The organism is Larkinella harenae (assembly GCF_054780515.1).
Genome location: NZ_BAAGWE010000015.1, coordinates 1 through 13,981, shown reverse-complemented (window position 1 = coordinate 13,981; position 13,981 = coordinate 1). Strand labels below are relative to the sequence as shown.

At 54.7% G+C, this 13,981-nt stretch carries 17 protein-coding genes; 1 reads left to right on the top strand and 16 read right to left on the bottom strand.

The window, feature by feature from the left end; translation table 11 throughout:
* Window positions 1-39 precede the first annotated feature (39 nt).
* The 16 genes from ACYVH9_RS29795 to ACYVH9_RS29720 all read right to left on the bottom strand — a co-directional run bounded on the left by ACYVH9_RS29795 (window position 40) and on the right by ACYVH9_RS29720 (window position 13,504).
* The gene (locus tag ACYVH9_RS29795) at window positions 40-630 is read right to left on the bottom strand and encodes a class I SAM-dependent methyltransferase (RefSeq protein ID WP_460640106.1); all 591 of its coding nucleotides are present in this window, start codon (window positions 628-630) and stop codon (window positions 40-42) included.
* Window positions 627-1,133, bottom strand: coding sequence for a hypothetical protein (locus ACYVH9_RS29790; RefSeq protein ID WP_460640105.1), 507 nt, complete (start codon window positions 1,131-1,133; stop codon window positions 627-629). The genes ACYVH9_RS29795 and ACYVH9_RS29790 overlap by 4 nt, the downstream gene beginning before the upstream one ends.
* The gene (locus ACYVH9_RS29785) at window positions 1,134-1,340 is read right to left on the bottom strand and encodes a hypothetical protein (RefSeq protein WP_460640104.1); all 207 of its coding nucleotides are present in this window, start codon (window positions 1,338-1,340) and stop codon (window positions 1,134-1,136) included. It abuts the gene before it with no gap.
* The gene (locus ACYVH9_RS29780) at window positions 1,337-4,207 is read right to left on the bottom strand and encodes an SGNH/GDSL hydrolase family protein (RefSeq protein WP_460640103.1); all 2,871 of its coding nucleotides are present in this window, start codon (window positions 4,205-4,207) and stop codon (window positions 1,337-1,339) included. The genes ACYVH9_RS29785 and ACYVH9_RS29780 overlap by 4 nt, the downstream gene beginning before the upstream one ends.
* Complete coding sequence (locus ACYVH9_RS29775; protein ID WP_460640102.1) at window positions 4,200-4,538, bottom strand: phage head closure protein; 339 nt, start codon at window positions 4,536-4,538, stop codon at window positions 4,200-4,202. The genes ACYVH9_RS29780 and ACYVH9_RS29775 overlap by 8 nt, the downstream gene beginning before the upstream one ends.
* 4 nt (window positions 4,539-4,542) lie before the next feature.
* Entirely contained in the window at window positions 4,543-4,878 is a 336-nt protein-coding gene (locus ACYVH9_RS29770) for a head-tail connector protein (RefSeq protein ID WP_460640101.1), read from the bottom strand.
* Window positions 4,879-4,883: 5 nt separating this feature from the next.
* Window positions 4,884-6,143, bottom strand: coding sequence for a collagen-like domain-containing protein (locus ACYVH9_RS29765; protein ID WP_460640100.1), 1,260 nt, complete (start codon window positions 6,141-6,143; stop codon window positions 4,884-4,886).
* Window positions 6,130-7,494: a phage portal protein gene (locus tag ACYVH9_RS29760; protein WP_460640099.1), complete on the bottom strand. Its 1,365-nt coding sequence runs from the start codon at window positions 7,492-7,494 to the stop codon at window positions 6,130-6,132. The genes ACYVH9_RS29765 and ACYVH9_RS29760 overlap by 14 nt, the downstream gene beginning before the upstream one ends.
* Window positions 7,487-7,648 carry a hypothetical protein gene (locus ACYVH9_RS29755; RefSeq protein ID WP_460640098.1) on the bottom strand — a complete coding sequence of 54 codons (162 nt, stop codon included), beginning with the start codon at window positions 7,646-7,648 and terminating at the stop codon, window positions 7,487-7,489. Before ACYVH9_RS29755 ends, ACYVH9_RS29760 begins: the two co-directional genes overlap by 8 nt.
* Window positions 7,645-8,055: a hypothetical protein gene (locus ACYVH9_RS29750; RefSeq protein ID WP_460640097.1), complete on the bottom strand. Its 411-nt coding sequence runs from the start codon at window positions 8,053-8,055 to the stop codon at window positions 7,645-7,647. The genes ACYVH9_RS29755 and ACYVH9_RS29750 overlap by 4 nt, the downstream gene beginning before the upstream one ends.
* A gap of 78 nt (window positions 8,056-8,133) precedes the next feature.
* Window positions 8,134-10,116 (bottom strand): phage major capsid protein, encoded by a 1,983-nt coding sequence (locus ACYVH9_RS29745; protein WP_460640096.1) that lies wholly within the window; start codon window positions 10,114-10,116, stop codon window positions 8,134-8,136.
* A gap of 73 nt (window positions 10,117-10,189) precedes the next feature.
* Window positions 10,190-11,866 carry a terminase large subunit gene (locus ACYVH9_RS29740; protein WP_460640095.1) on the bottom strand — a complete coding sequence of 559 codons (1,677 nt, stop codon included), beginning with the start codon at window positions 11,864-11,866 and terminating at the stop codon, window positions 10,190-10,192.
* The gene (locus ACYVH9_RS29735; protein WP_460640094.1) at window positions 11,866-12,243 is read right to left on the bottom strand and encodes a hypothetical protein; all 378 of its coding nucleotides are present in this window, start codon (window positions 12,241-12,243) and stop codon (window positions 11,866-11,868) included. Before ACYVH9_RS29735 ends, ACYVH9_RS29740 begins: the two co-directional genes overlap by 1 nt.
* A gap of 151 nt (window positions 12,244-12,394) precedes the next feature.
* Window positions 12,395-12,694 carry an HNH endonuclease gene (locus tag ACYVH9_RS29730; protein WP_460640093.1) on the bottom strand — a complete coding sequence of 100 codons (300 nt, stop codon included), beginning with the start codon at window positions 12,692-12,694 and terminating at the stop codon, window positions 12,395-12,397.
* Complete coding sequence (locus ACYVH9_RS29725; RefSeq protein WP_460640092.1) at window positions 12,694-12,966, bottom strand: hypothetical protein; 273 nt, start codon at window positions 12,964-12,966, stop codon at window positions 12,694-12,696. Before ACYVH9_RS29725 ends, ACYVH9_RS29730 begins: the two co-directional genes overlap by 1 nt.
* Window positions 12,967-13,345: 379 nt before the next feature.
* Complete coding sequence (locus tag ACYVH9_RS29720) at window positions 13,346-13,504, bottom strand: superinfection immunity protein (RefSeq protein WP_460640091.1); 159 nt, start codon at window positions 13,502-13,504, stop codon at window positions 13,346-13,348.
* A gap of 117 nt (window positions 13,505-13,621) precedes the next feature.
* Here ACYVH9_RS29720 and ACYVH9_RS29715 point away from each other — a divergent pair.
* Window positions 13,622-13,981, top strand: a 360-nt coding sequence (locus ACYVH9_RS29715) for a hypothetical protein (protein ID WP_460640090.1), incomplete at its 3' end; no start/stop codon positions are given.

The following is a 13,981-nucleotide window of genomic DNA, read 5'->3' as shown; positions in this document are numbered from 1 at the left end:
GCTGATGGATCAGCTGGTGTGTTGCACGGGGCGAGGAAATTACCGTGAACATACGCCAATCCCCATTTTGCTGTCCTTATCCACAAATTCGAGGGTTTTGTGATTCCGCTTGATCGTCTCCCAGAGAATGGGCACCTCGACCGGATTGTGGTGCACTTTCTCATACTGGCCCGTGCCGACGATGTCATGGAAAGCCACAATCGGCGCCAGGCCGCCGTAATTCTTCCAGTCGGCGGTAACGCCCGCCAGGGTGTGGTCACCGTCAATCAACAGGGCGTCAAACCCCGTTCCACCCGGTAACGAAGCGGCGATCTCGCGGATTTTTTCGACGGTATCCAGCTGCTGGCTGTCGGCAAACAGGTAATGGCAATCATACCCTTTGTCCCGCAAGTCTTTGACGGCGGCGCGCAGCGATTCGCGGGACTTGAAATTACCCCACAGATAGCCGGGCATATCCACCGCCAGGCCATAACTGCCCACCGGCAACCGGCTCATGACCTCGTGGAACGTATCACCGTGTCTGGCGCCGATTTCCAGGTAGGATTTCACGTTGGCGCGCTGCAAATAGCCGATAAAGCTGTTTAGCTCCGCTTCGTTCTGGGAAGCGCGCCGGCCGGAAAACGTTTTCATAGGACCTCTCGTAAGGGTTGGTAAGGGAATTGCGTCAGTGCACTGTTGGGGGTGCAGTTGATTACCTCCGGCCCGCGCCAGTACCGGAATTGCCGAATGAAATGAGCAAACCGCTCTTTCGACGTGTTATTCAGCGGGGCTGGGTGCGGCCCAAAGAAATGCGTGCCGTGCAGGTCAAAGCCCAACAGAATGATCTTCGATGCGCCCAGGTCGCGGGCAATGAACATGGCATACAGACCGCTGTTGCAGCTTACCGGCGCGCCGATGGGCCGGATCTGTTCAATGTCCCGATGATCGTCGTGGTAGCTGATTTTACGACCCTTGAAAGCCTTTGCCTCGGGATGTTGCGTCCACCAGGCCGTATCCCTGGACACCAGCATGTCGGCCCAGGGGGCTAACCGGTACGCATCCGATACGGCAATCACGGTGGACTTTCCTCGCACATGCTCGACATCCGCCTCCGTCAGCGATTGGCCGGTAGCCAAAATCACATACGTGGTCATTTACAGCCACACGCTGAAAGGAGTCTCGGGAGCCGGTTCCAGCACAAAGGGGACCAGCTGCGGGGGCAATTCCGGCGAACGGACATTGACGTGAAAACCCGTTTTGCCCGGAATTTTGCCGATCAGGACGATGTTGGGCAGCTCTAAACTGCCATAAACTGCCATAAACTCGCTTTGATCGCTGAATTTCAGGTAAAAGTCTCTCATTGCATAGCCGCCTTTGCGATGGAATACATCAATGCGTGGCCCTTATTAATCGGATGAACGCCGTCCGTGCGCAGATACGTCGCAATGCTCGGTGTCACGGCCATTGGGTTATACATATTGATGCTCTTTACGCTGTACTCGGATGCCACATTCAGCGTCGCCTGGGTGAACAGCTGGATATTGGCGCGCGTCGGCGTGTTGCCCCCGTTGATGCCGGCATAGAACGCAAATGCCGCGTCGGCCGGATAGGATGGCGTAACCAGGTAGATGCTGGACCGTGGCCAGCCTTTGACGGTGATGGCATGGTTGAGGACGGTGCGATAATCCTGGACAAACGCGGTGGGCGTGTAAGCCGCTGCGGCCACACCCCAATCATTCATGCCAAACGCCATAACCAGCTTGTCGCCCTTGTTTGTGAAAGCCGGGATTTCCGAAATCCGGTCCACCATGTTGGTTGTGCCCAGCGGGTTAACGGGAGTGCGTTTCGATAGCGTTGAGCCGCCCAAGCCCTTGTTGTTTTCCACCCAGCCCATCGCATCGCAAAGCAGGCGCGTCCAGCGGCAGACCGTGGCGGGTGCGGCGCCCGTACCGGCCACGATAGAATCCCCGAAAAACGTCGCCACAGGGATGTTGGTCATCTCAGCGATCTGTGCGTCGGAAAGACGCGTGGGGTAGTATGCGAATTCTCTGATCCAGCCGAACAGCGCCTGCGTTGTGCTGAGATTATCAACGTTGCCCAGCTGAAACAGGGAGATATTGGTGGGTATCTGCGCGGGCGCCGCCTTGGCCACTACGCCATTGGCCGCACGCGCCGTATCGCCAGCCTTGAATGCAAGGGCCACCTTTGCCAGCATACCTTCGGTCAGGGTAGTGGTTGCCGGGGCCGACTGACCCGCGCCACCAACCGTGATGAACGTTTGTGCGTCGATCGACCGGACATCGACCCGGTTGTTGGCTGTGCCGTCACTGAAAGAAAAAATGCCACGGTTGAACAGTCTGGAGCGCGGGACAAACGATACGTAAGCCGTTCCCTCTCCCTGATTGTACCACAGTGGATTGATCGCTGTGTAAAGACGATCAATGGCGCGCGTGACCGTCGATCCCGCCGTTGGGATGTAGGAGGTGGGCCACTGGTGCGCTTCCATCTGCGCGCAAAGCACATACAGGCCGGACACGCCATCGCCGGTATAGGAAATAGTGGTGCCATCTTGAACGTTCCCGACGTTCACGCCCGATACGGTGACCGATCCGGGCGTGGTGGCCGTGATCGCACACAGATACCAGTCATCACCGATCGGCTCCATGCGTGCAATAACCGACGCGCCCACCGTATTGACGATGGCTCCTGTGCTCAGATCGAAGATGGCGGATTTAGAATCACCGCCCCAGGATGCGCCCACACTCGAAAATTGCAGAAACATCCGGCTGCGTTCGGCGGCCTTAGCAATAACCCACCCTGTGTATGTCGTATTGGCGGTGATTGCTGCAACGCCATAACTGAACTGATGTTGCGCGCTGGCCGTGGTCTCCACCTGTTTCGTCACAGTCGGCAAGTCGAGCGGATTGGCGATGGCAACCTGTGACGGCGTGATATTGATGCGACCCCAGACGGACTGGTTTGTCAGGTCCTGCGACCACAGCAGGATGTTCGTCGATTGCGGCTCGATCAGAACGCCACGAGGCGTTTTTGTAAGCGGATGGGTGTCCCAGCGGGGACCAAAGTACGGCCCGGAGGTCGTCGGATTGTACGCGCGCGCAACAGTGCCTCTCTCGAACTGAATGCGGGCAATCTCAAATACGATGCCGGGTGTGGTGTTCGACCCGAAGAACAGCGAATGCGTGGCCAGCGTCGGCGTGATCTGAAAAGATACGCGCTGTTTGGTCGTCGAAGTCAGGTTGATGCTTTGCGAAAGACCAGCCATCAGCAAGATAATCGAACCCGAGACGCTGCCTGGTGCCAGGCTGATGTCAAACGAAATCGTATGCCTTATGCCAGCCAGCAGGTTCGTGAAACCATACCGCGTATCGTTTGTCGAGCCGACGCTGCCCGGTGCCGCCACCGTAATGCGATCAACGAATCCACCGGAACCATCCGGCGTCTTAACGCTCGACGTTGAACCCCGGTCGATCCATCCCGTTGGAGTGGCACCGGTTACGCCTTCTGTAAAACCCGAGTTGGCAATCAGGTTCTCCGGACCGAAAATGATCTTGCTGTTCGCATCGAATATCGTCGCCCCGCTGGCGCGGCTGAACAATAGGGTAATTCCCTGTGGACTGGTCAGCGAGGTAGTCGTTGACCAATCAAAGGAAAGCGAAGGCAGCGAAGCGGGCGAATACACCACCTCGGCATGGGTCCCATCGCCCATATCGCGCAGGCGTCGAAACGAACCCCGCTCCGAGGGAATGAGCACATCCCCGGCTGGGCTGGCCGAGGAATTGGACACACCAAACAGGACCTCGGCGCTAAAACCGGTGCCCGTATCTTTCAGCTTCTTGAACGTTTTCCGTGCCGTCGGCAGTAACACCGTATCGCCGCCAGGCGGGTTGGCATCGATGTCGCTCAAAACACGGGCATGGGTTCCGCCAGCCATGCTCTCAAGACGGCGATAGGTGCCCCGCTCGGATGGCAACAGAATATCGGCGCCCTCGTCGCGCCCGGTGGACAGGAAAACGACTTCGGCGTGCGTGCCATCCCCCATATCACGCAGCCGTTTATACGTGCCATGGGGACCCGGCAGAATCACATCGCCGGAAGCGTTGGCGGTCGATACGGTTTCAATGTAAAAAACGGGGGCATGGGTGCTGTCACCCATGTCCTGGAGCTTCTTTTTCTTTTTGCGCGGAGCTGGCAACAACACATTAGACATCCCGAACTCCTTCGCTCACTGGTATGGTCAAATACTCCAGACCACTGTCTTTATCGGCCAGGGGAGCCGAAAAAACGTAGATTTTTCCGTTATGCAGCGCGCGCATATCGGCGGTAATGCCTTCCCGGTATCGAATGATGATCCGGGCAATAATTTTCGACTGTTCGGCCTGGGCCGCGATAAAATCACGCGTCGATAAGGGCTCAATCGCCGCATACACTTTGGCCACCTCCTGCCAGATCACCGGGTTCATGGCGCCGGTGTTCAAATCCTGTTCATAAACAGGTCTTTGAATGGTGATGCGGTGTCTGAGTCGGCCGGCTGCTAACATGGGCTTAACTCATGGCGGGATCGCGTAACGGATATAAAAGCGCCATCACCGGGCGCGGCAAATAGCCCAGTTCCCACTGGCTCATCTCCTGGCCATCCCGGTCACGGTACAGCACCCCCAGCATCAACAACACCGCCGCCTGGACTTCATAGGGCACGCCCACAGGGTTCCCGCTCGTATCCAACGGAACGCCGCCGCTGGTGTCCAGAAAGGTGGCTCCCGCTTTCAGGTAATTGATCACCGCCGCCGATGCGGCATGGATTTTCAATTCCAAATCGCTGTCATCATCGGTCGTATCACGCCGTAAATGATCCGAAGCCTGTTGAAGGGAAACCAGCATGACCATTAGACAATCCCCAAGGCCATTTTGCTTTGATCACGGTAGCTTTCGCCTTTTTCACCCTTTTCACCTCGATCGCCTTTCTCACCATGGCGCCCATCCCGGCCCTTTTTAACGACCAGGCGCCAGTCATCGCTGCCCATTTGGGGTTTTCCGGCCGTTTCTTTTTGGGCAATCCAGAAGGAGCCCCCAAAGGTCACCCCGTCGCCACGAACATAGGATTGGCTTTCTTTATAGATGCCCCGGTCAATGACAACAGGCAGCGACACGGCAAACGATTTGGTCTGTTCTCCGCGGGAGAATTTAAAGGTGATGGTCCGCTCGCCGTCGAAATCCAGGGATAGATCATCAAATCCCAGCCCATCTTTTCCGTCCACGCCGTCGCGGCCATTTTGACCGTCCTTGCCATCAGCGCCTTTTTCGCCCGGCAACCCATCCCGACCCGGTTGCCCCGGAACACCATCCCGACCATCTTTCCCGTCACGGGGGGGCGGCAGCGCTCCAACCACATCAGAAACGAGTTTTTTGATATGATCTAGATCGGCGTCTTTGCCATCCCGGCCATCGCGCCCATCTTGACCGTCTTTCCCATCCTGTCCGTCTTTCGGTAAGGGAATATTGGCAACAGCTTCACTAACCAATTGCTTAATCAGCTCGGGGTTGGCATCTTTCCCATCCACACCGTCGCGGCCATCCTGACCATCCTTGCCGTCCACCCCATCGCGGCCGTCTTTGGCGGGAGGCATCGCCGCTACCGCTTCGCTAACCATCGTTTTGATTAGTTCCGGATCGGCGTCCTTGCCATCTACCCCATCGCGGCCATCCCGACCGCTCTGGGCCGGCGGAATGTCAGCAACAGCTTCACTAACCAATTGCTTAATCAACTCGGGGTCAGCATCCTTGCCATCCACGCCGTCGCGGCCATCTTGACCATCCTTGCCATCCACCCCATCACGGCCATCTTGAGCCACGGGCAAAGCTGTTACCGCTTCGTGGACCATCTGTTTAAGCAGCTCGGGATCGGCATCTTTTCCATCTATACCATCCCGGCCATCCTTGCCATTTTCGGGCTTCGGAATTTGTTCAACAGCATCGGAAACCATTTTAACCACGGTATCCATGTCTACGGATTGGCCTGGATCGCCCTTTTCCCCTTTTTCGGGGTGCGGAAAATTATCCAAACGGGTCACAATGTCTGCGATTCGCTCATCGACATAGGTTTTTACCGACGTCACGATCGCCTTGGCAACACTAGGAAGATCCATACCGAACCCCTTCAAATTCTTTATTGATTAAATCGGCAAGCCGGGTCAAATCGCGCTCCTGGATCGTATCTGGATCGGATGCAGGCGCCCGGCTGTTCGACTTGGAAAAAGGATCGTCTTTGGCATCGCGCTTGGATAAGGCTTCCAGGCTATACATCTGCTGTTGCAGGTAAACGGTATCCCCGCCTGTAACCGGCTTCTGGTTAAGCTTGCGCATGGCCGCATTGGGCGTATAAATACCGCTTTTAACCGCCGTTGAAAGCGCTTCAATCTGCGTTTTGGTGTCCATTCGGATCAGCCCGTCCAGATCAAATTCAATACCGATATGAGCTGGCATGTCCAGACCCTCGTCCAGACACAACTCCACCGCTTCGATAAGCACTTGCAGGCACTGGCTGTAGTATTGCTGGTCCAACGCTTCGATGTTGTTGTAGGAGGGTGGATCGCCAATAACTTTGTGCTTGGGCACGTGAAAGGTGGAGCAGACGATTTCAGAGGTTATTTTCAACTGTTCAACCAGTTGCGCCTCAGCCGCCGACACGGACATGTGCTCGTATTTCAGGTTATCCCCAAGAACCGCAACCCGGCCAATATTATCACCGCTAAAATTTTCCTCCCAGTGTTCTTTGAGCCGGCGCGCCGTGTCATCTCCAATAGCGCCTGGTGCGGTCAAGACGCCGCTGGGGCGGCTCATATTCTGGAAGAACTTGGTGCTGTTTGCCTGAATTTTCAGGCCATGCACAGCTGCCAAACCACAGGCAAAAATGGCACTCAGGCCAACCAGCGGGTGAAAAAGACAATTCCAACGATCATGAATAATTTCGCTGGCGGGGACCGTCACCTGATCTTCGATCCCGGTAAGGTTATCGGCCGACACCTGATAATAAACATCGCCACTGGGCGTAACCAACGGCATAACCCGGTCTGGCGAAAGAATGTAAAGAGAGGTAACTTTCCCGGTTCGGTCACGGCCTTTGAGCGCATACGTGTTGCCGCGCGACAGTTTGGAAATTAACCAACTTTCAAAAAACTGCATGCGGTTCTGATAGCCATTAGGCCGGTCCAGGACCTGATAATTCGTTTTGGGAATTTCCTGCCAGATACCGTTGGCTTCCTGGACCAACTTAAGCCGCATTTTGGCGATGTCGGACGAAATCAGGGTTATACACGCAAAAACGGAATGAAAGGCCAGCACACTGTCCCGGCGCACCTCGATGTTATGTTGCCAGGCGCCGGGAAAGGATTCCCGAATAAGCGAAGACCACCCGCGATTATCGACGTAAGCAGGGGATTTCCCGTGCGGGGATGCCAGAGAACGCTCAATGACACTCAGCAACCCTTTTTCAGCCATTGATTAATCCCCGAGAAAGCAATTGGCTACCCTTCAAACAGAAAAGACCGAGTGACCCCAAAGCGGCCGGCAGACCCAGCAAGAGATAGGCGGCCAACGTAATGCTAATAACACCCGTCAGCGCCAACGCAATGCAGATCAACAACGGTTTCATTCATTGCCTTTAGCGGATTCACTGGTCAGCATACGATTTTTGTATTTTTTGCCCGATTCCGTCTTTTCAGCTTTCTCTGCCGGCGGCCGGCCGCGTTTTTTAGGCGTCTGCTCAGTCACTGGTGCCGTATCTTCAACAGGGGAATCCGCTGCGCTTTCTTCCTTTTGATCCAATTCAGCGGGGGCCTCCGGTGGGGTTTCCGCCAGCACTGGGGCCGTCTCAATAGCCGGTGGCATCTTTTCAACGGTGATCGGTTCCGGTTTAGTAAATGCACTATCGCCTTTCACCGAGGTCAGTTTTGCTGCGCCCAGAGCGATAATCACTTTGGCGGTGTTGTCATCGACGACGGCGGTGGAATCTTTGCGATAAGAGCGGAAATTTCGGGTAAAGGTGATCTTTTTACTCATAGAAAACTCCCATCTAATAAAAATCAGGGCTGGCCAAAGGGGTAAGCCAGCCCTGAAACACTTTACATGATCGAACGATTAAGCGCAAGCGCCCCAGTTGACGCCTTCCAGAACGGCAACGGCCGATTGACGGCGTTTGGCCCAGCTGATGGTGCGTTCCGCGCGGAAACCAACGCTATTGGTCTGCCACAGGCTGACAACGGTCGTAGGCGTCACGGTCGCCACCGAGCTTTGCGTTGGGGCGTTATCCATTTGCAGGGACGCTTCGCGGCTCATATCGACCTGGAATCCACCCTCATCACCCAGGTAAATATCCTGAGCATTGACCATGACCACAATGGAGCCGGTCGTGTCGGAAGGCACGTATTCGGAGACAATCACCGGAATACCGTCCAGATCGCCACCCATCATGGTGATACCGCCAAATTCTTTCTGACCCAGCGGATTGCGCAGCAGCGACAACGCCAGGGCCGTGGTGGAGTTCATGATCAACACGCCGGTGGTCGGTGTGTTGTTAGCCGCGATGTAACTGGCCATCAGCGCGGCGATATCGCAACGGATGTCGTCGGCAGTCGTGCCAGTCGATGGAATGGCGGTGACACCGTTGGTGATCGAAGCTGGGGAAACACCCGCGACAGCCGCTTTCGCCGGATTGATAAAATCGATGTCCAGGCGTTCACGCAGGGCGGCAACCAGCGAGTCACGGATCAGGATGTCGGCCGAAGGGCTGCTGTCACGCAGCAATTCTTCGGTTACCACCGCGATATTAGCGACTTTGGTCGGCTCAAGCGTGGTGCGGGCAAAGTCAAAGCTGGTGACCGGCTTGCCTTTGCCTTCACCCACCCAGTAGCCCTGACCACCGGACGTTTGGCCCAGCAGCGGCACGCGGAACGGGACACGGCGCAGTGGCGGAATACTACCCGCACCGAATTTGCCCAGAATGGTTTGTGGACGCAGGAATTCGACGAAATCAGCGTAAACGCCGCCTTCCTCACTCACCAGGTTGCCGGCCCAGGTCGCATTGGTCGTGCTACCGGCCGCAACAGCCGCTTTCAGGACGTTTTGAATGCGGTTGTCTTCCTTGTAATTGGCAGCGGCGATCTCGGCGGCGGCCATCAGGTTGCCTTTGGCAATACCGATGGATTTGACGACGCGGGCCATGGCCACACCGGGTTCCAGCTTCGATTTCAGCGTGACCTGAGCGTGGGGCAGACGAGCCAGGTTGGCTTTGTCCGTGCTGTCGATTTCATCGGCATTGACGGGCACCGCTTTCGCCATTTGCGTTTTTTCGAGGGTGGCCAGGCGATTCAGGTGCTTGTCAATGGCTTCGATTTCTTTTTCCAGGCCATCGTATTCTTCTTCCTGGGCAACATCCAGCGTCTCACCGCTTTCGGCGGATTTTTTCATGATCTCTTCCATGCGGGCGGCTTTGGCGGCACGCTCGTTCTGGTAGGACTTGATCTGATCTTTAATATTCATTCGGCCCTCCTTGGGCGTTAGGGTAATTTTGACGGTTTTTTTCTCCGGGGCGCCGGACGAGGGTGCAACGATGTGATCCAAAGCCGTCTGACCGGACGCGGTCCTGGCTTTGGTATCTATGCTCTTGATCATCTGGATAGTCGCTTCGCTATTGGCGGGCACGGTTACCAGAGAAAGCTCTAAAATTTCAGTGCTGGAGAACAAAAATCCCCCAGTTTCCTGAATATACTGGGGATCGGTTAATGCGCGAAAGCCGATAGAAACCGCGCGCACCAGACCTGATTTGACCGAGGCCCAGGCCTCATCAATGCGGGCTTTCAACCCGCTGGGCTCTTCTACCTTCGGAATACGGGCTTCAAAGGGAATGCCGTCTTTGGTGGGCTGGCCGAAATTGACCGTTCCCACCGGCAGATCATGCCGGTGCATCCACAACAGCGGGGAGGGATTTTTAAATTCAGCGCCCAACGGATCGACAACATCACCAACGCGATCGGTCTGGGGTGTCGTAGCTATACCGCGAATAATCCGCAGTTCTTCGTCAACTTTTTTGACCGTCAATAGACTGTAGGCCCGGTTTTGCATCCAATGCTCCGTGGTGATACCTGGGGGTCCTACATCCCTGACGACCGGATTCTAGCAACAATTGGAAAATAAATCAACCGACAAAAAACATACTGAATTGCTTTTCCGGTTCGTCCTCGGTGATCCAGCGACCGATCGACATGATGGCCACGGCCACCCCATCAATTTTGCATCGCGGGTCATTGGGACGCGCTTTATTAGGGAAAATGTTGCCCCGCACATCCAGCTTGGCGGCCACGTTGCTCATCATCCAGTTCATCATCTTATTGCCGTCGTGCCAGTATTTACCGTCGATCACCAGGGCTTCCAGATTTTTCATCGGCTCCGAAACATGCCGGGTATTGAACGGGTATTTGACCACCTCGAATTTCTTGCTCATCAAACGGGTCATCATGTAATCCGCCTGCCACTCGTCAAAGGCAAAATCCTTGACCTTGAAATTTTTACGTAAGTATTCCAGATAGTCTTCGATCGCTTCCTGGTCGATCATGGCGCCATCGGTCAGCTCCAGGCAGCCATCGGAGACAAATTCCATATATTTCTCGTTTTCTTCCGCCGCCTGCTCCGGAGCGAAGAACTTTTTAAACGAATAATAGTGGCCGCTCTTCTCAAAGGTCACATCGACGGCCGCCACGTCCTTCTTGGAGGCCAAATCGACCGAAACATGGCAAAAACAGTCCTTAAAATCCTCCATGACCATGTCTTTGCGCTGGTTCTGCCAGGCCACCATGTTCATCCAGGCCGTCTTGGCACCCACCCATTCGTTGAGGTGCTTAGTCCGGAACGCGTTCTGTTTGCTGGCGGAGCGGCGGGCCTGTTCGAGCTGCGCCAGCAGGAAGTCGCCAAATACCGAGATGTTGTAGTTCGGATTGGCCTTGATTAGGCTGGCTGGATCGTCCCAGGAGTCGGTCTCATCAATACCATACATGATGGCAAACACCGTCTCATCCTCGCTAACGCCCTGTAGTATACGCTGCATGTCCTGCTCCATTTCGTAGCAGGGGCCGCCCAGGTTGCTGCCGGCCGTGGTAACGATGCAAAGCAGGGGCTGTTCGCGGGCGCCCATACCAGTCTGCATCGTATCGACCATGTGATCGGTGTCGTGTTCATGGTATTCGTCGATCAGGGCGGCATGGGGACTAGAACCGTCACCGGGCTTACCGATCAGGGTTTCAAACTTGGACATGTCGTCCATGACGAACATGGTGCCGGGGTTTTTGCTGTTGCCGGCCTGGCTGATTCCAAACCGCTGTTGCAGCTTTTCGAGCTTATTGACCATCATCCATGCAGGACGAAACACTTCATGGGCCTGTTTCTCGCTGGTCGCCCCGGAAAACACCTCGGACCCAGCCTCCCCATCGGCGCAGAACAGGTAAATACCCCGTGCGGCGATTTTGGCGGATTTCCCGTTCTTTCGTGGGATTTTTTCATAAACAACCCGGAACCGTCGCTTGCCCGTTTTCTTGCTGACCCAGCCGAAAATGTTGCATTCAATGAAGCATTGCCAGGGTTCCAAGACCAGGTTTTGCCGCGCCGCGCTCCATTTGCCCTTGGTATGGGGCATTCTCTCCATGAAATTGACCGCACGGTCGGCCAGCACCGCATCATAGTGATACGGCCAGTCTTTCTTTTTCTGCTTTTTAAGGTCATCCAGAAACCGTTGACAGGCAAGCTTGACCCACTTGCAGTTCGGGATCTTCCCGGACACAACATCCTTAGCGTACTGGAGGGCTCGTTCGGATGGGGTCATTAAAAGTCATCAAAGTCATTATCTTTTTTGGGTTTTTCCGTTCCCAACTTCTGACGGTCGGCCGGCGACATACCCAAACGGGCCAGACATCCGATCAAATGCGTGTATTTTCCGACCGGAAATGCTTCGGGATCGGCCCGGTATTCGGCCAGTAGATTGGCGGTGATCTCGAAGATAGGGCCATCCGAGGCCGTCAGCACGCCCGGCAGCGCCATGGACTTGAGTTCCGCAAAAACGGCGCGGGCTTTTTCTGACAAATGAGCGGGAACGCCAATCGGCTCAGGGTTGACGGGCACATCCTTTTTATACCGCTGCGGATTCTTCCGATCGGCGCCTTTGAATTTGGCCAGTTCTCTGGTCTGCGGATGGCGGGCCATTATTTATCCTTAACACACAGATACATCAAGTACGGCCACAGGAATATAATTACACCGAATTCCATAAAGCGAATTTTCTTCTCGTTATCCAGCCAACTGGTATAGAGGGCCAAGACCAGGCCAACCATCAAGTACAATATTGCGCCGTTCATTACCCACCTCTTGCTGTTTTGGCACTGTGACAGGGCTTGCAAAGGGCCTGAAACGGCCCGGCCCAGAATTTAATCGGATCGCCCCGGTGCGGTACCACATGGTCCACATCGGTGGCTGCGGTTACTATACCCTTTTTTTGGCACGCTATGCAAAGCGGATGTTTGCGCAGGAAAGCCAGCCGGAATTTCTGCCAGCGGTAGGTGTATCCCATTTCATTACTGTTGCGGACTTGTTTGGGATCGACATGGCGCCGGGCCGAATGGGCTAATTTCCCGTGGGTCTTGGGTAAGTCAGGCATCAGCCCCTCAACGCAATGTTGTAGAGGATGTCAGGCAGTTCCGCGTAGGAAATGACATTGTTTTTCGGTGGAATGTGCCAGGCCCGGTAAATTTCGCCCCGCTGCTCGCCAAAAACGCACAGGAAATAAGCCACAGGCTTTTTATCCGTCTCATTGAGCAACGCATCCAAGTCCTTTTTCGCGTCGGAAAAAACCTGGTTATGATCAAACTTGCGGGGGCGGACGACCTGCTTGTATTTGACATTAACGATTTTAACGCGCGCGCTTTTCATGAGATCCTGTTCCCCGCCATATCGTACTGCGGATTTTCCGCTGGGCCATCCAGGGAATCACCCTGTTGGGTCAATGCTAACTCTCGGATGGCGCCGGCGAGGTCGAGGATGCAGCTCCCGATATAGGCTGCGTCGGCGCTGATTCCGCAATCGTCTCCAATTGGGCTTTCTGGAGCCGTTTTTGTTTGATTTTTTCGATCCATTGTCTGATTTTCTCTCTTCGTTGCTGGCATCCACTACAGGGCATTGGTTTTCAATCTCCATTTTCAGCCAGGCGTTAAATCGCTCCAGCAGTCTTTCCGGCAGACGAACCCGTCTACAGGGCTCGTCAAACGATTTCTTACGGCCGGCCCCTTTCCTGGGGCCACCCATTTTTTTATCAATTAATTGATCTGACATTGTCGGTCACGGACCAGATCAGGCAGATCAGCCACCCCAATATCGTCCACCCAAACAGGATATTGGACAATAAAATGGCGTTTTGGTTACGGTGTTTACGTTGCCAGGCGTTCAGCGCGGGCAAAAAGTAAAAAAACATAACCAGGACGAGGATGATAAACGATTCCATGTGGTGAATAATGACCCAAATTCACCTTGATTTCAAGCCTTATTTCAAGGGTGCCATGAAATTTTATAACAACGGAATTCTGTGGAAATGAAAGAAAGGCTAGGGGCGCGTTCTAGAAAGGGGTACAGTAATTTTATTACCCATACCCCCCCATATCTTGTAATAATATTACTCTTTAACCTTTTCAGCCCCAATCATTTACATAGTAAGCCGTTAGGTTCATTCAACAATGCCATCTCGCCTCCCTTTCCGAACTTCATGAGCCACGCCAAAGCGGAGCGCAGGGAGACTTGGTTTGCCCGGTCGGATGGCGCGGCCGCTGTAGGAACTTGGCGTGATGACCATGCAAGCCGAATCATCTTACAACAAACGACGCCACCATGGCAAGCGGTTATGTCGGTTGTAGTGTACCAGTTAGAATTTGAGTTTTATTCGTGTAAGAAAAGC

Bases quoted from the DNA above. Each gene is read 5' to 3' on its own strand.
- ACYVH9_RS29795 (WP_460640106.1), bottom strand. From the start codon at position 630: ATGAAAACGTTTTCCGGCCGGCGCGCTTCCCAGAACGAAGCGGAGCTA.
- ACYVH9_RS29790 (WP_460640105.1), bottom strand. From the start codon at position 1,133: ATGACCACGTATGTGATTTTGGCTACCGGCCAATCGCTGACGGAGGCG.
- ACYVH9_RS29785 (WP_460640104.1), bottom strand. From the start codon at position 1,340: ATGAGAGACTTTTACCTGAAATTCAGCGATCAAAGCGAGTTTATGGCA.
- ACYVH9_RS29780 (WP_460640103.1), bottom strand. From the start codon at position 4,207: ATGTCTAATGTGTTGTTGCCAGCTCCGCGCAAAAAGAAAAAGAAGCTC.
- ACYVH9_RS29775 (WP_460640102.1), bottom strand. From the start codon at position 4,538: ATGTTAGCAGCCGGCCGACTCAGACACCGCATCACCATTCAAAGACCT.
- ACYVH9_RS29770 (WP_460640101.1), bottom strand. From the start codon at position 4,878: ATGCTGGTTTCCCTTCAACAGGCTTCGGATCATTTACGGCGTGATACG.
- ACYVH9_RS29765 (WP_460640100.1), bottom strand. From the start codon at position 6,143: ATGGATCTTCCTAGTGTTGCCAAGGCGATCGTGACGTCGGTAAAAACC.
- ACYVH9_RS29760 (WP_460640099.1), bottom strand. From the start codon at position 7,494: ATGGCTGAAAAAGGGTTGCTGAGTGTCATTGAGCGTTCTCTGGCATCC.
- ACYVH9_RS29755 (WP_460640098.1), bottom strand. From the start codon at position 7,648: ATGAAACCGTTGTTGATCTGCATTGCGTTGGCGCTGACGGGTGTTATT.
- ACYVH9_RS29750 (WP_460640097.1), bottom strand. From the start codon at position 8,055: ATGAGTAAAAAGATCACCTTTACCCGAAATTTCCGCTCTTATCGCAAA.
- ACYVH9_RS29745 (WP_460640096.1), bottom strand. From the start codon at position 10,116: ATGCAAAACCGGGCCTACAGTCTATTGACGGTCAAAAAAGTTGACGAA.
- ACYVH9_RS29740 (WP_460640095.1), bottom strand. From the start codon at position 11,866: ATGACCCCATCCGAACGAGCCCTCCAGTACGCTAAGGATGTTGTGTCC.
- ACYVH9_RS29735 (WP_460640094.1), bottom strand. From the start codon at position 12,243: ATGGCCCGCCATCCGCAGACCAGAGAACTGGCCAAATTCAAAGGCGCC.
- ACYVH9_RS29730 (WP_460640093.1), bottom strand. From the start codon at position 12,694: ATGCCTGACTTACCCAAGACCCACGGGAAATTAGCCCATTCGGCCCGG.
- ACYVH9_RS29725 (WP_460640092.1), bottom strand. From the start codon at position 12,966: ATGAAAAGCGCGCGCGTTAAAATCGTTAATGTCAAATACAAGCAGGTC.
- ACYVH9_RS29720 (WP_460640091.1), bottom strand. From the start codon at position 13,504: ATGTTTTTTTACTTTTTGCCCGCGCTGAACGCCTGGCAACGTAAACAC.